Source organism: Pseudocitrobacter sp. RIT415, assembly GCF_003057695.2.
Lineage (GTDB): Bacteria > Pseudomonadota > Gammaproteobacteria > Enterobacterales > Enterobacteriaceae > Pseudocitrobacter > Pseudocitrobacter faecalis.
Map to the genome: position 1 here is coordinate 332,872 of NZ_QBJC02000001.1, position 18,782 is coordinate 351,653.

General features: G+C 55.7%; 22 protein-coding genes. 6 read left to right on the forward strand and 16 right to left on the reverse strand.

The window, feature by feature from the left end; all coding sequences use genetic code 11:
* Nucleotides 1–71: 71 nt before the first annotated feature.
* The gene (locus DBY68_RS01460; protein ID WP_108473515.1) at nt 72–500 is read left to right on the forward strand and encodes a DoxX family protein; all 429 of its coding nucleotides are present in this window, start codon (nt 72–74) and stop codon (nt 498–500) included.
* Nucleotides 501–651: 151 nt separating this feature from the next.
* Here the strand turns inward: DBY68_RS01460 and catA are convergent, their stop codons facing one another.
* The 12 genes from catA to DBY68_RS01520 form a co-directional block, all read right to left on the reverse strand.
* A complete protein-coding gene (gene catA / locus DBY68_RS01465; RefSeq protein ID WP_108473514.1) occupies nt 652–1,578 on the reverse strand; it encodes a catechol 1,2-dioxygenase in 927 nt (308 codons plus the stop codon).
* Between the two features lie 3 nt (nt 1,579–1,581).
* Nucleotides 1,582–2,910: an MFS transporter gene (locus tag DBY68_RS01470; protein ID WP_108473513.1), complete on the reverse strand. Its 1,329-nt coding sequence runs from the start codon at nt 2,908–2,910 to the stop codon at nt 1,582–1,584.
* A 20-nt stretch (nt 2,911–2,930) separates the two neighbouring features.
* A complete protein-coding gene (locus DBY68_RS01475; protein ID WP_108473512.1) occupies nt 2,931–3,431 on the reverse strand; it encodes a flavin reductase in 501 nt (166 codons plus the stop codon).
* 10 nt (nt 3,432–3,441) lie between these two features.
* Nucleotides 3,442–4,374 (reverse strand): PDR/VanB family oxidoreductase, encoded by a 933-nt coding sequence (locus DBY68_RS01480; protein ID WP_108473511.1) that lies wholly within the window; start codon nt 4,372–4,374, stop codon nt 3,442–3,444.
* 9 nt (nt 4,375–4,383) lie between these two features.
* On the reverse strand, nt 4,384–5,124 hold the full coding sequence (locus tag DBY68_RS01485; RefSeq protein WP_108473510.1) for an SDR family NAD(P)-dependent oxidoreductase: 741 nt from the start codon (nt 5,122–5,124) through the stop codon (nt 4,384–4,386).
* Between the two features lie 10 nt (nt 5,125–5,134).
* Nucleotides 5,135–5,617 (reverse strand): aromatic-ring-hydroxylating dioxygenase subunit beta, encoded by a 483-nt coding sequence (locus tag DBY68_RS01490; protein ID WP_108473509.1) that lies wholly within the window; start codon nt 5,615–5,617, stop codon nt 5,135–5,137.
* Nucleotides 5,618–6,919: an aromatic ring-hydroxylating dioxygenase subunit alpha gene (locus DBY68_RS01495; RefSeq protein WP_108473508.1), complete on the reverse strand. Its 1,302-nt coding sequence runs from the start codon at nt 6,917–6,919 to the stop codon at nt 5,618–5,620.
* Between the two features lie 11 nt (nt 6,920–6,930).
* On the reverse strand, nt 6,931–7,443 hold the full coding sequence (locus DBY68_RS01500; protein ID WP_108473507.1) for a nuclear transport factor 2 family protein: 513 nt from the start codon (nt 7,441–7,443) through the stop codon (nt 6,931–6,933).
* A gap of 10 nt (nt 7,444–7,453) precedes the next feature.
* Nucleotides 7,454–7,804 (reverse strand): IacB protein, encoded by a 351-nt coding sequence (locus DBY68_RS01505; RefSeq protein WP_108473506.1) that lies wholly within the window; start codon nt 7,802–7,804, stop codon nt 7,454–7,456.
* Nucleotides 7,805–7,824: 20 nt separating this feature from the next.
* Nucleotides 7,825–8,952, reverse strand: a complete 1,128-nt coding sequence (locus DBY68_RS01510; protein WP_108473505.1) for an acyl-CoA dehydrogenase family protein — start codon at nt 8,950–8,952, stop codon at nt 7,825–7,827.
* A gap of 104 nt (nt 8,953–9,056) precedes the next feature.
* Entirely contained in the window at nt 9,057–10,178 is a 1,122-nt protein-coding gene (locus DBY68_RS01515; RefSeq protein WP_108473504.1) for an amidase, read from the reverse strand.
* Nucleotides 10,179–10,510: 332 nt separating this feature from the next.
* Nucleotides 10,511–10,984, reverse strand: a complete 474-nt coding sequence (locus DBY68_RS01520; RefSeq protein WP_108473503.1) for a MarR family winged helix-turn-helix transcriptional regulator — start codon at nt 10,982–10,984, stop codon at nt 10,511–10,513.
* A 297-nt stretch (nt 10,985–11,281) separates the two neighbouring features.
* Here DBY68_RS01520 and hpaX point away from each other — a divergent pair, with 297 nt between their 5' ends.
* The 5 genes from hpaX to DBY68_RS01545 all read left to right on the forward strand — a co-directional run bounded on the left by hpaX (nt 11,282) and on the right by DBY68_RS01545 (nt 14,249).
* Nucleotides 11,282–12,655, forward strand: coding sequence for a 4-hydroxyphenylacetate permease (gene hpaX / locus DBY68_RS01525; RefSeq protein ID WP_108473502.1), 1,374 nt, complete (start codon nt 11,282–11,284; stop codon nt 12,653–12,655).
* Nucleotides 12,656–12,804: 149 nt separating this feature from the next.
* Complete coding sequence (locus DBY68_RS01530; protein WP_108473501.1) at nt 12,805–13,050, forward strand: histidine kinase; 246 nt, start codon at nt 12,805–12,807, stop codon at nt 13,048–13,050.
* A 162-nt stretch (nt 13,051–13,212) separates the two neighbouring features.
* Nucleotides 13,213–13,443 carry a 4Fe-4S mono-cluster protein YjdI gene (yjdI, locus tag DBY68_RS01535; RefSeq protein WP_108473500.1) on the forward strand — a complete coding sequence of 77 codons (231 nt, stop codon included), beginning with the start codon at nt 13,213–13,215 and terminating at the stop codon, nt 13,441–13,443.
* A complete protein-coding gene (locus DBY68_RS01540) occupies nt 13,440–13,733 on the forward strand; it encodes a GNAT family N-acetyltransferase (protein ID WP_349254577.1) in 294 nt (97 codons plus the stop codon). Before yjdI ends, DBY68_RS01540 begins: the two co-directional genes overlap by 4 nt.
* A gap of 174 nt (nt 13,734–13,907) precedes the next feature.
* A complete protein-coding gene (locus DBY68_RS01545; protein ID WP_108473498.1) occupies nt 13,908–14,249 on the forward strand; it encodes a hypothetical protein in 342 nt (113 codons plus the stop codon).
* Between the two features lie 142 nt (nt 14,250–14,391).
* Here DBY68_RS01545 and DBY68_RS01550 read toward each other — a convergent pair whose 3' ends face one another.
* From DBY68_RS01550 to DBY68_RS01565, 4 genes are all read right to left on the reverse strand, one after another.
* Nucleotides 14,392–15,570, reverse strand: coding sequence for a cytochrome c biogenesis protein DipZ (locus DBY68_RS01550; RefSeq protein ID WP_108473497.1), 1,179 nt, complete (start codon nt 15,568–15,570; stop codon nt 14,392–14,394).
* A gap of 99 nt (nt 15,571–15,669) precedes the next feature.
* Nucleotides 15,670–17,010, reverse strand: a complete 1,341-nt coding sequence (locus DBY68_RS01555; protein ID WP_108473496.1) for an ATP-binding protein — start codon at nt 17,008–17,010, stop codon at nt 15,670–15,672.
* A complete protein-coding gene (locus tag DBY68_RS01560) occupies nt 17,007–17,738 on the reverse strand; it encodes a response regulator (RefSeq protein ID WP_108473495.1) in 732 nt (243 codons plus the stop codon). Before DBY68_RS01560 ends, DBY68_RS01555 begins: the two co-directional genes overlap by 4 nt.
* A gap of 10 nt (nt 17,739–17,748) precedes the next feature.
* Nucleotides 17,749–18,696, reverse strand: coding sequence for an alpha/beta hydrolase (locus DBY68_RS01565; protein WP_304598573.1), 948 nt, complete (start codon nt 18,694–18,696; stop codon nt 17,749–17,751).
* Nucleotides 18,697–18,782 lie beyond the last annotated feature (86 nt).

Consider the following 18,782-nt stretch of genomic DNA (forward strand, 5'->3'; position numbering starts at 1 on the left):
TATGCTATCCGGGTTCTTTTGCCCAAATTTCTGTTTTTATTCTTCTGGGTTCACTTAATAAGGACTGTTCTATGCTCAATGCGTTAACGCAACGGTTCGATCATCCGGATGGCGCTAAGCTTTTACTCCGCCTGACATTTAGTGGGTTACTTCTGTTTCATGGCATTCATAAAGCCTTACCGGGCGGTGATCTGGGGTTTATTCAGGCGTTGCTGATAAAAGCCGGGCTACCGGGTTTTATGGCCTGGGGCGTGTATATTGGTGAAATTGTTTGTCCGATTTTGATTATTCTCGGTATCTTCACTCGCTGGGCGGCGATTATTGTTTCGTTCACCATGTTGACCGCAGTGGCACTGGCAAACGGTACAAATATTTTCGCGCTGGCACCGACGGGCGCGTGGATTATTGAAAGCGCCGCGTTCTATTTCCTGCTGGGTATCGTAATATTTTTACTCGGTGGCGGGCGTTACAGCGTGATGTCGAACCCCGATTATCGTTAAGTAAATTGCCTGATGCGCTACGCTTATCAGGCCTACAAGGTTCCTGCAATATATTGAAGTTGCATGTTCTTGTAGGCCGGATAAGGCGTTTACGCCGCATCCGGCACGCACAATACGCACGTTGTCAGCAATCTGAGCCGACAGCGTTAATTTACTCCTTCACGCGTAACCGCTTCCCACGTTCCTCTTCACTGTTCTGCGCCGCCGCCACCAGCGTAAAATCAAAGTTCACTTCCGTATGCGGCTGATGAATACCCCGCTCATAGGCGACGGCATCGTCTTCCACTTTCACCGGGTCAGCAATCAGTCCATCACGGGTGGCGAAGGCGAAATCATCCCACAGATAGGCATCACCATTGAGGTTAATCTGCGTCGTCAGGTGTTTATAACCCGGCGCGGATACAAAGAAGTGGATATGCGCCGGACGGTTGCCGTGACGGCCTAAGCCGTTGAGCAGTTTTTGCGTCGGGCCATCCGGCGGACAGCCATAACCGCACGGCACAATGCTGCGTACCGCATAGTGACCGTTGGCGTCGGTCAGTACGCGGCGGCGCAGGTTGTATTCGCTCTGGGATTGGTCAAAGAACGAGTAACCGCCGAGCGTGTTGGCGTGCCAGATATCCACAACAGCATTCGTCACCGGACGCCCCTGCTTATCTTTCACCACGCCCTGTAACCACATGATTTCACCCGCCTCTTTACCATCATCCATACGCGCATAGCCTTGGCTCAGCGGCGCGTTCGCCACATACAGCGGCCCTTCAATCGTGCGCGGGGTACCTGTTTCATTGCCCGCCGCCGCCTCTTTTTCATCGGCGCGAATGTCGAGGTAGTGCTCCAGCCCCAGCCCCGCCGCCAGCAGCGCCGCTTCTTTGCGCTCGCCCAGCTCGTTGAGATAGTTCACCGCCAGCCAGAACTCTTCGTCGCTGATATCAAATTTTTTAATGGTCTTGCAGATATCACCCAGCAGGTGATGCATGATCTCCTTAAGGCGCTCGTTCCCCTGTTCAGAGAGAAAACCGCTGCTGACGGCGAGTAATTTTTCCACTTCAGATGTCGTAACCGGATTCACTGACATTGCTTATACCTCATTGTAGGGTAAGGTTTTTGTAGGTTGACTTAGTACAGGTGTCTCCTGCGAAGGCAGGCTCCACAACGCAATCCACGCCAGTAGCGCATAGACAATCAACAACAACGATACCGGCCAGGCGGCGTCAAATTCGATTAACAGCGCGACGGCGAGCATCGGCCCGAGACCGCCGGAGAAGATAGATCCCACTTCATGCCCCAGTGCCAGGCCGGAGTAACGCACACGCACCGGAAACAAATCGCTCATGATGCAGGGTTGCGTCCCCGTCATCGCCCCATGGCAGACGGGCAGACCGAGGAACATCGCCACCATGATCCCGCTGAATTCTCCGCTGGAAAGTAGCCAGAAGAACGGGAAGGCCATCACCAGCAGGCCGATGACACCAATGTAGTAAACACGTTTCAAACCGATGCGATCGGAAAGCGCGCCCCAGAACAGAATTGAGAAAAACTCGACCACCATCGCCAGCGTCACCGCGCTGATGATGATGTCTGTTGAGATACCAATATGTTTGGCATACACCACTGAAAAGGTGAAGAAAATATAGGACGCGCCATTTTCAGGCAGACGCAGCGCAATGGCCTGCATCAGCGCTTTTGGATGCTCACGCAGCAGTACGATCAGCGGAATTTTTTCATGTTTCTCTTCGGGTTTAGCCTGGCGAAACGCTTCGCTTTCACGAATGTTTTTTCGGATATAAACGCCCACCAGGAAGATCAGCAGACTGAGCAGAAAAGGGACTCGCCATCCCCATTGCATAAAATCGGACTCGGGTAATTTCTGCACCAGATAAAAGGCAAAGGCAGAGAGTACGAACCCGCCAGCCACGCCCATCTGGCTCCAGGCGGTAAAGAAACCGCGCCTTGATGCCGGGGCATTTTCACTCAGCATCAACACGCCGCCGCCCCACTCGCCCCCCGATGCCACGCCCTGCAAAAAGCGCAGGGTAATCAGACAAATCGGCGCCCAAATGCCAATCTGGCTGTAAGTCGGCAGCAGGCCGATGACGAAGGTTGTCGCGCCCATCAGCGTCAGGGTCATGATTAACGTCATCTTTCGGCTGTAGCGATCGCCTAAATGACCAAAGACAATCCCGCCCAGCGGGCGCGCCAGAAAGCCGACCGCAAAGCCGGAAAACGCCAGTAATGTGCCCTGTAGCGGGTCGCCGCCAACCGGGAAAAAGAGCGGGCCGAACACTAACGCCGCCGCCGTGCCATAGAGAAAGAAGTCGTACCATTCCAGCGCGTTGCCCAGTACGGAGGCAATCACCAGTTTACGCATTTGCTTTGGGTCGTGCGGTGCTGCTGCGGTATTGCTCATAAGCCAGGCTCCTCAATGGGTTAGGCTTTCACCTCAATATCGCCGCCTACCGTATGGTAACGACGGTTAAAATAGACCAGCCCGCGCGGCTGCTCGCTGATGCGAATCGCCTGCACCTGGCAATAAAAAACCGTGTGGCTGCCCACTTCATGGCAGTTATCTATCGCACAATCGAAGCTGGCAACGGCGGAACTGAGTACCGGCGCGCCGCTCGCCATCACCTGCCAGCGGTCATGTGCAAACCGCTCTTCTGAGCGCAGGCTGGCGTTGGCAAAAATACCCGACAACGCCTGATGCGCGCCGGAAAGCACGTTCACGCACAGCGCGCCGTTTTGCTTGAAGTGCGCATTGGCAAAAGAGTTGCGATTCATACACACCAGCAGGGTCGGCGGTTGATCCGTGACGCTACACACGGCAGAGGCGGTAAAGCCAAATTTCCCCGCCGGGCCATCGGTGGTGATCACCGACACCGCGCTGCCCAGTTGCGCCATCGCATTACGAAACTCGGTCTGCAAATTCATGCTGAACTCCTCAGAGATCGATAATCAGACGGGCGCTTTTCGCCCGGGAACAACAGAGCAGGATCTGGTCGCCATCGGCTTTCTCCTCGTCTGTCAGATAGCTGTCGCGGTGATCTGGCTCGCCCTCAATCACATCCGTCAGGCAACTGCCGCAAATCCCCTGCTTACAGGAGACGCACACCGTTAATCCGGCCTGCGCCAGCGCCTCGACAATGGTCTGGTTTTCCAGCACCTGCAAGGTAATCCCGCTGGTTGCCGCCACCACCTCGAACGCTTTACCAGAAACTTCCACTTCCGCGCTGAAACACTCCTGATGAATTTTTTCAGCGGCATACCCGAGGCCATTCGCCTGTTCGCTTACTGCGTCCATTAAGCGCGTCGGCCCACACACATAAACATGCGTATTGTCAGGTACATCACTCAATACCGCGGGCAAATCAATGCGTTGCTCATCGCTGAAGTGCAGCCAAACACGATCGGCCCACGGCGACTTTTCCAGTTCGGCAACAAACGCCGCCTGCGAACGCGAACGGGCGCAGTAATGCAGCGAAAATGCGCGTCCGGCGGCGTGGAGTTCCGCCGCCATCGCCAGCATCGGCGTAATACCAATTCCGCCGCCAATCAGCAGGCTGTGCGCTGCCCCTTCATCCAGGGCAAACAAATTGCGCGGCAGGCTCACCGTCACCGATTCGCCTTCCTGAAGCGCGTGCGCCGCCAGCGATCCGCCTTTAGACTGGCTATCTTTAAGGATGCCCAGTTGATAACAGTGACGATCAGCCGGATCGCCACACAGCGAATACGGCCGCACCAGATCGTCGGTTAAATGCAGGTCAATGTGCGCCCCGGCGGTGAACGCAGGCAGTTCAGCACCGGTTGCATCGGCAAGCGTCAGCAGAACAACCTCCCCCTGAAGCTCGCGTTTCAAAATCTGTAGTGTCAGCATGGCAACTCCTTAACGCATGAACAGACCGCCGTTGATGTCCCAGGTTGCCCCGGTGACAAACGCCGCCTGCGGTGAAGCCAGCAGCGCCACAGCCTGAGCAACAAACTCGGCGTCGCCGAGCTTGCCCACCGGGATCATCTGTAACAGCCCGGCCATTTTCTCTTCCGGCACCAGTGCGTGAACGGACGGGAGATCCATCGGCCCCGGCGCAATGGCATTGACCGTCACACCTGATTTCCCCAGCTCGCGGGCGAAGATTTTGGTCAGCGTCAGAATGCCGCCTTTCGACGCGGCATAGTGCGCACCGGACGCCGTGCCGCCGTTCTGCCCGGCGAGCGACGCGAGGTTGATAATCCGTCCGTAACCTTTTTTGGCGAAGTAGCGCCCAATCGTCTGGCAGCCAACGAACGTGCCGCGCAGATTGGTGGAAATCACCCGGTCGAACTCTTCAACATCAATCTCCATCACCGGTGTCGCCAGGGTCAGCGCGGCATTGTTTACCAGCACTTCCAGGCTGCCGAAGCGGGTTTCAATCGCCTTTAGCGCCTGCTCAAACGCCTGCGGCTGGCGGATATCCAGTTCCAGCGCCAGCACGCGGCCCGCGCCGTTATCGAGTTTGTCCACCGCCTGTTGCGCGCGCGCCAGACTCACGTCCGAGAGCACCACCTGATACCCCTGCGACAACAGATGCGTGGCGATGACGTTGCCCAGCCCGGCGGCCGCGCCGGTGATTAATACGGTTTGCGTCATAACAAGCCCCTTACAGGATGTAGCCGATGCTGTGCAGCACATCGTCACTGTTGATAAGACGGATAATCTTCTGCTTAATCAGAAGTCGGTTGCCCTGCGGCTGCAGGTGCCAGGTGATATCTGCCGCGTAGTGACGGCTAAAGCCTTTGCGATGCTCCCAGAGCGACTGCGCACCGCGCACCACGATGTCGTCGCCCTCACTTTCCAGCAGACGGAAGCGGGAGAGCGTGCGCAACGTGCGGGCGCGTGGCGTGGTGGAGATAGACTCACCGCTGTAAAGGCGCTTCACCCGACGCTCGCGCATTTCGTGATCGTCGCAGGCATAGTTGAGGGTGTTTTTGAAATCCGTTTCCTGTGGATCGATTGGCACGATATACAGGCCATCGCGCTGCCACAGTTCCAGCCAGGCGTTGAACTCGCCCTGATCGAGCAAGTCGCCCTCAAGGTTAATCGTCTCGATAGCGGCAATCAGTACTGCATCTGGCGTTACCATTTATTCCGCCTCCGTCATCAGTTTTTTCCACTGTTGATACGCCGCGCGCATCCCCGTTTCGGCGCTCACGTCGCTACGCAGGCCATCATCAGTGCGGTACTCACCCGCCAGCCCACGGTTGAGCATGATCCACAGGTCGTTGCCCGCCGTCGCCCCGCGCTGTACACGTTCCCACGCCTCGGAGTCATCCGGCGTGCCGAAGCCCATCGGCCCCTGGAAATGTTCATGCAGACGAAGACGCGCCTGGTTGGCAATTTCCGGGCCGCCGTCCATGGTGATTACCGCATGATGAATTTCAGTTTCGTTCACCGAGACGGGCTGCAGCACGCGGAAGAAGGCCATCGAACAGGCGATATTTGGAAAAATATTGAGGTTAAAACCCGAGCCACCGACGGCACGCACAATACGGCGCACCTGATCTTCATCGTGGTCTTTTCGCAGTTCATCGGCCAGCGCGATAAAGCGCTCCGGAATTGGCGCGTCGAGATTGGCTTCCAGATCCACCAGTTCCGGGATCATTACCATCACGCTATGGCCGTTGCCGAGATCTTCCACGTAACCGCTGCCATCAACGAAGTTGAGCATCTCTTCGGTCTGCTTATCGACCGAACTTAAAAACGAGCGGTGAACGACCGGGAAGTGGTAGCCGTCGGTGGTGTTCTCCAGTTGGATCTTCCAGTTGCCGGGGAAGCGGAAACGGTGCGCCGGGCCAGTTTTAATCGGATAACCCGCGCCCTGCTTCATAAACAGATCCATCCACTTTTTCGCCGCGCCGAGGAAATCTTCCAGCGGTTCGATGTGCTCATTAAAGGTGGCGAAGATCATACCGGCGTACTGTTCGGTGCGCAGCGACACCAGCCCCAGCTCGCCTTTTTCCAGTTGATCGGCATAGCTTTCCGGGTGCGGCACGCCGCGCAGGCTGCCGTCCAGCGCGTAGCCCCAGCCGTGGTACGGGCAGACAAAACTGTTGGTTTTACCGCTGCGGTGCTCGCACACGGTGGCGGCGCGGTGGCGGCAACGGTTGAGCAACGTATGTACGGTGCCTTTGCGGTCGCGCACGACGATCACCGGCTGGGTGCCTACCTCGGTGGTTTTGAAACTACCGGTTTCCGGGATTTCGCTGGTATGCGCCACCCATACCCAGGTTTTAGTGAAGATCCTGTCCAGCTCAAGGTTGAACAGGGTCTCGGAATTATAAAGTGAGGTATGCACCCGGTCAGACTGCACCAGCGCGGCAATTTCCGCGCAGTCGGGCACATTGGCTTCGATATTTTTTACGGGGATCTGGTTATCACACTGCATCGCTCGTCTCTCTATTTATTGTCAGGTACAGGCAGCACATCATCGGCGTGCCAGTGTTCGACGGGCCGGCTAAACAGATTGCGCGTCGTGAAATGGTGCATTCGCATCACACCGGCTTCGCGACGGAACTCCACGTTCAGTTCCGCCGCATTGAGATGCGATCCTCCGGCGGTAAAACTGGAGGTTTGCAGCATCAGCCAGCGCCCGAAAAGCAGGCCATCCGGCTGCTGGATGAGGGCTTCCGAACACAGAAAATGGGCGTTCATCGCAAAATGCGCGGGCGTTTTGACGTATCCGGCCATCATGCTTTCAATGGCTTTACGCCCAACATGCCTGCCAAGGCGCGTGGCATACGGTTCGCCCACCCCTTCCCAGCAGGCATCGGTGGTAAACAGCGCACCAATCGCTCGCACCGTTGCCGGGGTTTCAAGCTGGTCGCACAGGCGCATATAGTTGCTGATGCATACCCGCGCGTCCTGCTGATCTTCAAGCTGCTGCAAACGCTGCGCATCCTGTGAGTTCATCGCCTGCTCCTTAATTCTGAATAATTAGCTCGCGGCCCACGCGCGCTTCAATCTTGCAGTACTTCCACAGTTTGCTTTCGCCGACCGGCGTGGTGCGGAACAGGTTGCAGACCGCCGCGACACTTTCCAGGGTGTCGGCATCAGCCAGCACGTAGGTAGTCCACGGGGCGGTGGTCGAGGGGCCGACCATCAACTGATCATCATCCATATTGCCGATGACGCGGATGCCCGGCGTCTCTTCCATACCTTTCATCATCACGCCGAACGCGCCCCACACCTGTTTGGCCTCCACCGGGGTGGCGTCGAAAAAGTTCTGGTTCACACCGATACAAAACAGCACGCGTAATGTGTTCTGGCTCATTTGTTGCTCCTTACAGAAATTCAGAGATAACCCGGCAGCGGTTTGCCGCCGAAAAAGACCGTACCGGCGTTCAGGTACGAGAGGTCGCCCATAAAGGCATGTTGGGTAATCACCATCGTGTCGCGCACATAACGCTGGAGCGGGCTGGTCATGGTGACGCCGCCCATCCCGTTGAGCGCCAGCGCCTGACGGGCAACGTCTGCCGCCACCCGGGTGACGTGCGTAGAGGAAAGACGCAGGGCGTTGACCTGCTGCTGGCTCGGCTCATTGCCAACCAGCAGACGCTGCCACACGTCATCAATGGCCTCGTAAAACCAGGCCCGCGCTGAGCGGAGTTCCGCTTCACAACGGGCGATTTGCATCTGCGCCTGCGGTCGGTCGGCCAGGCGCGGTGCGCCGGTGACCGACTGCTGACGATGGGCAATCTGATAGATTTCATTCAGCGCCGCGCGGGCCACCCCCAGCGCCACAACGGACAGCACCTGCGTGGCGAGCGACAGCACCGGATAGCGATACAGCGGGCCTTCCAGATTCAGCGCCCCGCCGCGAATAAAGGTCCACTCCTGCGGCACATAGGCGTCATCCACCAGCAAATCATGGCTGCCGGTTCCCGCCAGCCCGACCGTATCCCACACCGGGTCGATATGAATGCTTTCGCGCGGCAGCACCGCCATGCGCGGCAGCGTGTTCTCCCCTTCCGGCTGAATACCGACACCAAACACCGAAGCGCCCATACTGCCGCTGGCAAAGCACCAGCGCCCGCTTACGCGGTATCCACCGTCGGCGAGTTGCGCTTTGTGGGTCGGGTAGATACCCCCGGCAAACACCACATCAGGGCCATCGCGGTAGAGTGCTTTCAGGGTATCCGGCGGCAGCGCGCCGAGATAAAACGGGCTCATGCCAAAACTGGCGACCCAGCCTGCCGAGCCATCTGCGGTGGCAATTTGCTCAATCAATTCGCAAAACTGCGCCGGAGAACACTCGTCACCGCCGTAGATTTTCGGCACCAGCGCACGGTAGACGCCCACCTGTTTAAAGCGGCTGATGATTTCGTCTGAAACATGGCGCTGGCGCTCGAAATCGGCGCTGCGTGCGGTCACTTCAGTCAATAACGGAACAAGCTCTTCACGGACATGTACGACGGACATAGCTGACTCCCGATTAACGTGGGCGGGCGGCAAAAAGGTGCACGATGCCGCAACGCCGAAAGGCATTGAGTGGTCGATTCAACGGTTTCAGGACGCGGTGAGCGTCAGAGGCGGCGGCGCATCAGCCACTCGGCGGCCTGGACGAGAAGCCCTTCCTCACCAAAGCCTGCCACCAGTTGCAGCGCGACAGGTCGGCCCTGAAGTTCGCCCATCGGCAGCGAGAGCGCCGGATGACCGCTGAGATTGAAGGGGCGCACCAGCCGCGTCAGATTCACCACGCTAAGCGGATCTTCCGCCTCTTCCAGCGTTGGCGGCAGTTCCGGTAGCGTCGCCAGCGCCAGTAACGGTGTGTCTTCCAGCAGGGCATTCACCTGAGCGGTGAACTGCGCGCGCACGTTTTCCGCGCGGGCGAGCTGTTCACTGGTGATTGATTCTCCGGCCTGAATTCGGCTGGCAACATCCGGGGAGACCGCGTGGCTCGCCAGCAGCGCGTTAAACGCCAGCCAGTTTTCGCGGTTGATGATGGTCAGCCCGGCACGATGTGCTTCGCCCAGCAGCGGTAACGTCACGCTGTTTGCGGCGATGCCCAACGCTTCCAGCGCATCCACCAGCAGCGCGTCAATCTCCGGCTGAGCCGCAAAGATAAAGCCCATTGAGGGTAGAGAATCCAGCGGCGCGTCAACCGGTAACGCGAGGCGCGCCAGCACGTCGCGCAGAATGTGCGGCTCGCGGGCAAAAATGCCAACGCAATCAAGAGAGCTGTAGGCAGGCAACACGCCCTGACGGCTGAGTACACCGTAGCCCGGTTTGAGCCCCAGCACACCGCAACAGGCTGCGGGCATACGCACAGAACCACCGGTATCTGTGCCGAGGGCAAAATCCACTTCGCCACTGGCGACCACGGCCGCGGAGCCGCTCGATGATCCGCCGGGGATCAGTGCAGGATAGTTGGCATTTATCGGCGTACCGCTCCACGGGTTGATCCCGGTGACACCAAACGCCAGTTCATGGAGGGTGGTTTTGCCCGTCAACTGGCAACCGCTGTCAAGCAGCACCTTGACGATGCGAGCATGCTGTTTCGCTTTCGGCGCATCGGCCAGCGCCGGGCAACCGGCGCGGGTCGGGTGACCGGCGATATCCAGCGTATCTTTGACGGCGAACCGCAGCTCGCCTGCGCCGAGCGTGAATTGCTCAACGTAACCATTGCTCTCAAAAACTGGCTTCATGATTAACACCTTGACCAGAAAAAGTGAATCACATTCAGGCGGACAGTCATCGCTGCTTTTTTACCCTGAATGGCGATAAATCAATCATGAGAGATTTATGTGAATATTCAAGTAATATTTCACGTTATTTTCACAATGCAGTAACGCAAATATAACCATTCATTCACCATGGCTACTGCGTTATGTTGATGAATTGTCGCAGAAAAAGGGAGGAAACGCGTCAACGTCGCCGTGAAAACTCGGGGCGACAGATAAGAATTAACGATAGTATTTACAGTGAGTTATAAGAAAATTTTAGCGCGATCACAAATCTTAACGATCGCTCTTCGAGGCTACAGTTCGTTGAGGTTACTCAGGACTTTCGACAGCGACAAATTCATTTTTTCTACCTGCGCGGGTGTCATTCCCTTAAACCCTTTTTCGAAAACTTTCTGTGCCAGGCGGTGCGCTTCTTCAATTTTGGCCTTTCCGGCAGGCGTGAGCATCACCTCCGTCACCCGGGCATCCTGCTCGCTGCTGGCGGTGGTCACCATCCCATCGTCACGCAGACGGCCAACGATTTTGGTGACGGTCGGCATTTTCGCCATCGCATATTCCGAAATTTGCGAGATACTGGCCTTGCCGTACTGATGGGTAATCATCATCACCCGAAAGCGAGAAACGTCGAGCTGCACCTTTTTCAACGTCACTTCCATCACCTGGGTGTAGCGCGCATAGACGTTAACAATCCAGTAGAACGGGAACTCTTCACGATGAAAAGCCGCATCCGCGCTCTTCACATCCGCTGTTTTTTTGATTGAACTCATGAGCTTCCTTAGTCAAAAGACGTCGATACGCTGAGTATACCGGGTTATAAGTTCACGCTATAGCATCATCGCGCATTCGCTCTGCCATGAATGTTCTAAAACCCACCTTGTGATTCAAAAAACGCCACACAGCTAACAATTTCGTCTCATTTTTTACGGTTCCCATTGACACTTTATCAGGCTGTTACCTATACGTTAGCGCACGTGTTCAGATGGCCTCTGTCAATAAAACATTCTGAGCATGTTAAATATTCGCCTGCTAACAAAATAATATTACATTGCAATGTGGAGCCCGACATGAATGATTCTTCGAGCGTATTATCGCCGCCTACCGATACGCAGGATACACTGGACCCGCGACAACAAGCAGTGATTAAAAAGTTATTCCGCCGATTAATTGTTTTCTTATTTATTTTATTTGTTTTCTCTTACCTCGATCGTATTAATATTGGTTTTGCCGGTTTAACGATGGGCAAAGATTTAGGCTTAACCAGCACCATGTTTGGCCTGGCCACCACCTTATTTTATGTGATGTATGTAATTTGCGGGATCCCCAGCAATATTATGTTAGGGATTGTCGGCGCCCGACGCTGGATTGCGGTGCTGATGGTGGTATGGGGAATTGCCTCAACCGCGACCATGTTCGCGACCGGGCCAAATAGCCTGTATGTCCTACGCATGCTGGTTGGGATCGCCGAAGCAGGCTTCCTGCCAGGGCTGCTGCTCTATTTAACCTACTGGTTCCCTTCCCAATATCGCGCCCGCGCTAACGCCTTGTTTATGATAGCGATGCCGGTAACCATGGCATTGGGTTCGCTGGCGTCAGGCTACATTTTGAATATGGATGGTTTATTAAACCTGAAGGGCTGGCAATGGTTATTTTTGCTGGAAGGTTTCCCGTCCGTATTATTAGGCCTGGTGGTCTGGTTCTGGCTCGATGACTCTCCGGCGAAAGCCAAATGGCTAACCGACGATGATAAAGCCTGTCTGAATGAAATGCTGGAAGCGGATAAACGGGCAATTCAACAATCGCAGCAGGGTATCAGCACCGGAATGATGTCGCAGCGCAGTATGCTGCGCGAGTTATTTACGCCGGTCATTATGCTCTACACCCTGGCGTATTTTTGCCTGACCAATACCCTGAGCGCATTAAGCGTCTGGACGCCGCTTATTCTGCGTAGTTTTAATCAGGAGAGTAATAACATCACCATTGGGTTACTCAGCGCGATTCCGCAAGTGTGTACCATTATTGGCATGGTGTGGTGGAGTAAGCGTTCCGATCGTTTGAATGAGCGGAAAATCCACACGCTGCTGCCCTACCTTTTTGCCGCCGCGGGCTGGATACTCACCGCCACCAGCAGCAATCCAATGCTGCAATTCAGCGGTATCGTAATGGCATCCGCCGGGGCATTTGCCGCAATGGTGATTTTCTGGACCACGCCGGATCAATCCATCTCGGTTCAGGCGCGCGCCCTGGGAATTGCGGTGATTAACGCCACCGGGATGACCGGCGCGGCGCTGGGGCCGCTGCTGATGGGCTGGATGAAAGATATCACCGGTAGCTTCAACGCCGGAATTTATATGGTCGCCGCCTTCCTCGTGCTCGGCGCGGTAGTGATTGCCTTCATTCCGATGAAAAAAATGGCGCAGAAGAAGAGTCTGGCGCTGTAAAGCACGCGTGATATGCCCCGCATGCCGGATAAGGCGCGAGCTGCATCCGGCAGTTTCACCGATCCATCACTCATTTACCCTGTGTTTAGGCTCCAGCCCTATTAGGCTGTGCTAGTATACAAACACATTGGTTATCTGGGGATATATGCATGGAATGGCTGGTTGTTGATATCTTAAAAACTGAAAAAACCGATATTTTTTCAGTCATCACCCAGTGCGGCAAAATTAAAACCATAACTAAAATCAAATCTGCCTTCAGCATTAACAAGGGCGATGTTCTCACGCCAACACTTAATGCGACTTACTACATTAATAACAATAAGGATCGCACTATCGTGATTCTCTCGTCTGTCTGCTTTTCCAGCGAAGCATGGGCTGCGTTAAAGCTGAGCTAGGACATTCTGATAGAGTTGAGAATAATTCTTAGAAAGCCACCCTCGCGCTGCAATATTTGTTAGCAACTCCTTGCGTATTAATCAGTAATTCCTTTCCCTCCCTATGCCATGACAGGCTATGATTAGCACAGCCAGTACTCTTATTTGAATTGAGGCAATGTCATGGATAAAGAACTTCTCGACGCCGGATACCGGGTATACACCGGTGAAAAAATCGACGTCTATTTCAACACAGCCCTGTGCCAGCACTCGGGCAACTGCGTGCGTGGCAACAGCAAGCTCTTCAATTTGAAGCGCAAACCGTGGATTATGCCCGATAATGTAGAGAGCACCGTGGTGCAGCAGGTCATTGATACCTGCCCAAGCGGCGCGCTGAAATACCGTACCAAATAACCCATAGCGAGAGACAAATGGAAATTCTGGAAGGTAACAACCGTTTTTACGTTAACGATGCTGAAGGTAACCTACTGGCCGAAGTGGTTTTTGTTCCCACCGGCGAGCACCTGAGCATTATTGAGCACACCGATGTAGACCCCAGCCTGAAAGGTCAGGGCGTCGGCAAAAAACTGGTGGCAAAAGTGGTGGAAAAAATGCGTAACGAGAATCGCAAAATTATTCCGCTTTGCCCCTTCGCTAAACACGAATTCGATACCACCCCGGAATACGCCGATATTCGCGCCTGATTCTCAGCGCTCTGCGGAGCGCTGTTCTTCTTTGCCCCCGATACAGATCGCAAAAAAAAGAAAAACTCCCCGTAGTAAAATCAAAACCCTGTTTTAGTTGACCAATATCAATTTCGTAAACTTTCCGTTACGGTAAAAAGCCCGTCCCGTATAAGAAAAGTCCTACACTATCCTATGAAAAAATTGTTTTTTATCGCTGCGCTGGTGACGCTTTCTTCCCCTGCCCTCGCGCTTAATTTCAACTCAACGGTATTGAAACTGAAATGCCCCTCACGCGGTCTGATTGAAATCACGTTGCATACCTTTGGACATATCTCTGAGTTGTGGAAAGGTCATTATTATGTCGGCTCAGGGCATGAGGTACATAATGGTACGGAATATTTCAAATTCAGTAACGGCGATACCTTAATGCATCATCCAAAGAGCGATAAGTTCATGTTCTATTTCGCCAGGAGTCATACACTGAAAGCCTGCCAAAAACTCTCTGAACAGCCGATCAAAGTGGCCTTTAATTAAGAGAAAAGCGACGAAACGGCAGCGGATGTTTCCGCCGTTTCGCCACTATTTTCAGTAGCCTGAGCAGCGAAATTGCCGGATGCGGCTGCGCCTTATCCGGCCTACGGTTCGACGGTTCCATCGGGCATTGTGAGGTGCGCTATCAGGCATGGCTCTCCTGCAATAACGTTTTAATCGCCGCTTCCTGCTCGTCATAATTCCCCTCGCCAAAGAAGGTATACCGTAGCTGCCCGCGCGCATCAAACAGGTAGTGCGCAGGCCAATATTGGTTGCCGAACGCATTCCAGATTCGGTAGTTGTTATCCATCACCACCGGGTAGCTCAGTTGCCATTTTTTCACCGCTGACGTGACCGCATCAACGGGTTTCTCGTGGGGATATTCAGGCGTGTGCACCCCGATGACCGTGAGGCCAGGGTATTTCTGCGACCATTCACGAACATGGGGCAATGTGTGCTGACAGTTGATGCAGTCAAAAGTCCAGAAATCTACCAGTACCACCTTCCCTTTCAGCGAATCGGCTGAAAGCGGCGCACTATTGATCCACGTTGTTCCGCCCGTCAGTGGGGGGAGCTGACTGCTGGGTGTGGTGTCAACTACCGGCTGTAAACGCACAGGTTGTTCACGCAGCAAGCCCACCAGACGCTGTTCCAGCTGTTGTGAAAACGCACTGGCCCCTTGAAGCACGCTGGTAGTACAGGTTGCAATCAGCGCCACTGACGCCAGCATTGCGACACCCGCGCCCTGACGCAGACGTTCCACCACCGCCGTTTTTGCCCGGAGCCCGTGCATCACACGTTTACCACCAAACCACAGCAGGGCCAGCATCGCCGCGCAACCGCTACCGTACGCTGCCAGTAAAACACTGCCGGAAACGCTACTCCCCTGAAGCAAACTCAGGCTGAGAATTGTTCCCAGCACCGGCCCGGCGCAGGGTGCCCATAAAAGCCCGGTGGCAAACCCGGCCAGCAGCGCGGCAAGGAGCCCGCGATGATGGTTGCTTTGATCGTTCACCTGATTGCCCAGCCGCACCACCGGCTTCGCCAGCCACTGCGCCACGCGCGGGAATATCAGCGACAGTGCCACCGCGCTCATAAACAGCAACGCTATCCAGCGCCCGACGGTGGCGACCTGTGCCACCCAGGCACTGGCCACGGTCACCAGCGATGACACCAGAGTAAACATCAGCACCATCCCGGTTAACATTGCCGCCAGATGCCGTTTCTGCCCCTTCACGCTGGCAAATAAAAATGGAATAACAGGCAGCGTACAGGGACTTAACAGCGTCAGCATGCCGCCGATAAACGCAATGATAATAGCCATATCTCACCTCACCTTTAGGTTGCCTGGGTATCAGGCGGTGAGACGATTTAACCGCGTCGATGTGTGCGTGGTGTGTCGGCAAAATGCCGTTTTGTCTCGTTACTTGTCGTGTGACGAAGGGGATACAGAAGGATACAAAGCGCGCGGCAAACGCAGGGTAACCACCAGACCGCCTTCAGGATGGTTATGTAAACGTAATTGCCCGTGAAGTTGCGCCGCCAGTTGAGCTGCAATCGCCAGCCCCAGCCCGGTACCGCCGGTGTGGCGATTGCGCGAGTTTTCGATACGGTAGAAAGGTTGTAGCACCGCATCCTGCTCGGCCTCATCAATACCGGGGCCGTTATCCCGCACCTGAATTTCCAGCCACTGCGCATCGTGCAAAAGCAGATGAACCTGCGCTTCACTGCCGTACTTCAGCGCATTATCAAGCAGATTGGTCATGATGCGCCGTAGCGCCTGCGGCCGGGTCTCCAGCGGTAAAATCGTTGGGGCAGGCAAGAAGGTGACCGCCTGGCCGGTGTCCGTATAGTCGCAAACGAGGGTGTCGAGGAAGGCATTGAGCTCGAGCCGAGGCGTCGGCTCCAGCAAGGGTTCAGCGCTTCGGGCATAAGCTATACCCTCGCGCACCAGCCGCGTCATACTCTCAAGATCCTGCATGAGCTTATCGCGCAGCATCGGCTCCTCGCTCATCTCCACGCGCAGTTTCATCCGCGTGATGGGCGTTTGCAGGTCGTGGGAAATTGCGGCGAGGATTTGCGTGCGCTCCTTCAGATAACGCTGGATACGCGCCTGCATCGCATTAAACGCGCGGGCCGCCTGCGCCACTTCCAGCGGCCCCTGGTCATTCATGATTCGCGGTTGCGTCGCGGCGGGTTCTAAGGTTTCCACCGCGTCGGTAAATCGTGCAAGCGGGCGAACCACCTGGCGTACCGCCAGCCAGGCGCAGAGTAATAGCAGCAGAGGCTGGATGACCAGTACCACGGGCAGCCAGCGCGCCAGCGCGGGCAACTGCGGGCGCAGATCTATTGTCAGCGGGGAACCATCGCTTAATCGCAGATGTGCCTGAATATGTTCGCGCGGGCCGGGGATCGTGCTCATCGTCAACGCGTATTGCGTGCCGAGCGCCTCCTGAAGTGACGCCACTATCGGGCGCGAGCGCCAGCTGTCAGGGACGGGGCCCGGTTCACCCGCATCGGTTTGATAGTGATAATTACCCCGCGCAAGCCGCGCAAGCCACGCGGCGCGCTCGTTCGCCGGAAGACGGTCAAGAATCGCCACGCTGGTCGCCACGTCATAACCCAGGTTATCGAGCATGACCGTGCGCGCGCTGCTCATGCGCTCATACAGTAACAGCGACAGCGTCAGGCCGTTCGCCAGTAACAGCCCGGCCAGCACCAGCAACACCAGCCGATAGAGCAGCGTTTTCGGCCACAGCCTCACTGGCGAATCTCCACCGACATCGCCAGCACATAGCCTTCGCTGCGCACGGTTTTGATGTAAGCAGGCTCGCGCGCGTCATCGCTCAGCCGCTGGCGCAGGCGGCTAACCAGCAAGTCGATGGAGCGTTCAAACAACTCCGCATCGCGCCCCTGAGTAAGGCTTAATAACTGGTCACGGTTCAGAACCCGCTGCGGGTGATCGAGAAATACCCGCAGCAGGCGATACTCTGCCCCGCTCAACGCGACAACCAGGCCGTCATCATCAATCAAATGGCGAGCGGCAGTATCCAGTTGCCAGCGGCCAAACGCAATCAGCCGCCCGGCATCGGTGATTTGCAAATTCGGCGGTAAGGCGCGATAGCGACGCAAAATCGCTTTAATCCGCGCCAGCAGTTCGCGGGCAACGAACGGTTTCACCAGATAATCATCCGCACCCATTTCGAGACCAAGGATCCGATCCGCGTCGTCGCTGCGGGCAGTCAGCATCAGTACAGGCAGATTTTGCTGGCGATCGCTGCGCAGTTCACGGCACAACGTCAATCCGTCATCGCCCGGCATCATGATATCGAGCACCACCAGATCCACCTGGTGGTGTGCCAGATACGCCCGCATCTCCTTCCCGTTAGCGGCCCCCGTCGCGCGATAGCCCGCATTATTCAGATAGTCGACGACCAGCTCGCGAATATCACGATCGTCATCGACTACCAGCACCGTGTCGATATGTTCCATCGCGGCCCCGTTACAGTTTATCGGCGTCAATCACCGCCTGGGTAAACGCTACCGGGTCTTCCTGCGGCGGATTATGCCCGACATTCGCGCCAAACGTGCGGTGCTCATATTTGCCGGTAAAGCGGGCGGCATAGGTTTTAGGGGCCGGATGTGGTGCACCGTTGTTTCCGCCTTCAAGGGTGATGGTTGGCACGGTGATAGCCGGCAGCGTCGCCAGTTTTTGCTCGTATTTATCGTACTTCGCTTCGCCCTTTTCGAGCCCTAACCGCCAGCGGTAGTTGCTGATGGTCACCGCAACGTGATCCGGGTTATCCAGCGAGGCTGCGCTGGTGGCAAAGGTTTTATCGCTAAACTTCCAGCCCGGTGATGCCTGTTGCCAGATGAGTTTCGCGAAATCATGGGTATTTTTGGCATAGCCCGCTTCGCCACGCGGGGTGGCAAAGTAAAATTGATACCACCAAAGCAGCTCTGCCTGTGGCGGCAACGGTTGCTCACCAATTTTCTGGCTGCTGATGAGATAACCGCTCACCGACACCAGTGATTTCACCCGCTCCGGCCACAGTGCAGCGACGATATCCGCCGTGCGTGCCCCCCAGTCAAACCCGGCAAGATCCGCCTGTTTGATCTTCAGCGCATCCATCAGTGCCACAATATCCGCCGCCATCGCCGACGGCTGACCGTTACGTGGTGCAGTCTCAGAGATAAAACGCGTTGTGCCGTAGCCGCGCAAATGCGGAACGATCACCCTGAAACCTTTGCTGGCAAGAGCCGGAGCCACCTCCGCATAGCTATGAATATCGTAGGGCCAGCCGTGCAGCAGTATCACCGGTTGCCCGTCACGCGGGCCAATATCGACATAGCCGATATTCAGATCGCCCGCGTTAACCTGATGGATATTATTGAATTCACTGGCGTAATTCTCAGCCGCCAGCGCCGGAAGCACAGGCGTCAACAACATCGCGAGCAGACAAGCAGATTTTACCGTTTTGTTTTTTAAACATTGAACCGGGAGGGCCGACATATTCATTTTTTACTCCTGCACAT

Excerpts from the sequence above, each read along its gene's own strand:
- DBY68_RS01565 (WP_304598573.1), bottom strand. The coding sequence starts at position 18,696 with ATGTTGTTGACGCCTGTGCTTCCGGCGCTGGCGGCTGAGAATTACGCC.
- catA (WP_108473514.1), bottom strand. The coding sequence starts at position 1,578 with ATGTCAGTGAATCCGGTTACGACATCTGAAGTGGAAAAATTACTCGCC.
- DBY68_RS01510 (WP_108473505.1), bottom strand. The coding sequence starts at position 8,952 with ATGTCCGTCGTACATGTCCGTGAAGAGCTTGTTCCGTTATTGACTGAA.
- DBY68_RS01545 (WP_108473498.1), top strand. The coding sequence starts at position 13,908 with ATGAAAAAATTGTTTTTTATCGCTGCGCTGGTGACGCTTTCTTCCCCT.
- DBY68_RS01515 (WP_108473504.1), bottom strand. The coding sequence starts at position 10,178 with ATGAAGCCAGTTTTTGAGAGCAATGGTTACGTTGAGCAATTCACGCTC.
- DBY68_RS01520 (WP_108473503.1), bottom strand. The coding sequence starts at position 10,984 with ATGAGTTCAATCAAAAAAACAGCGGATGTGAAGAGCGCGGATGCGGCT.
- DBY68_RS01460 (WP_108473515.1), top strand. The coding sequence starts at position 72 with ATGCTCAATGCGTTAACGCAACGGTTCGATCATCCGGATGGCGCTAAG.
- DBY68_RS01490 (WP_108473509.1), bottom strand. The coding sequence starts at position 5,617 with ATGGTAACGCCAGATGCAGTACTGATTGCCGCTATCGAGACGATTAAC.
- DBY68_RS01505 (WP_108473506.1), bottom strand. The coding sequence starts at position 7,804 with ATGAGCCAGAACACATTACGCGTGCTGTTTTGTATCGGTGTGAACCAG.
- DBY68_RS01500 (WP_108473507.1), bottom strand. The coding sequence starts at position 7,443 with ATGAACTCACAGGATGCGCAGCGTTTGCAGCAGCTTGAAGATCAGCAG.
- DBY68_RS01485 (WP_108473510.1), bottom strand. The coding sequence starts at position 5,124 with ATGACGCAAACCGTATTAATCACCGGCGCGGCCGCCGGGCTGGGCAAC.
- DBY68_RS01470 (WP_108473513.1), bottom strand. The coding sequence starts at position 2,910 with ATGAGCAATACCGCAGCAGCACCGCACGACCCAAAGCAAATGCGTAAA.
- yjdI (WP_108473500.1), top strand. The coding sequence starts at position 13,213 with ATGGATAAAGAACTTCTCGACGCCGGATACCGGGTATACACCGGTGAA.
- DBY68_RS01480 (WP_108473511.1), bottom strand. The coding sequence starts at position 4,374 with ATGCTGACACTACAGATTTTGAAACGCGAGCTTCAGGGGGAGGTTGTT.
- DBY68_RS01495 (WP_108473508.1), bottom strand. The coding sequence starts at position 6,919 with ATGCAGTGTGATAACCAGATCCCCGTAAAAAATATCGAAGCCAATGTG.
- DBY68_RS01475 (WP_108473512.1), bottom strand. The coding sequence starts at position 3,431 with ATGAATTTGCAGACCGAGTTTCGTAATGCGATGGCGCAACTGGGCAGC.
- hpaX (WP_108473502.1), top strand. The coding sequence starts at position 11,282 with ATGAATGATTCTTCGAGCGTATTATCGCCGCCTACCGATACGCAGGAT.
- DBY68_RS01560 (WP_108473495.1), bottom strand. The coding sequence starts at position 17,738 with ATGGAACATATCGACACGGTGCTGGTAGTCGATGACGATCGTGATATT.
- DBY68_RS01530 (WP_108473501.1), top strand. The coding sequence starts at position 12,805 with ATGGAATGGCTGGTTGTTGATATCTTAAAAACTGAAAAAACCGATATT.
- DBY68_RS01550 (WP_108473497.1), bottom strand. The coding sequence starts at position 15,570 with ATGGCTATTATCATTGCGTTTATCGGCGGCATGCTGACGCTGTTAAGT.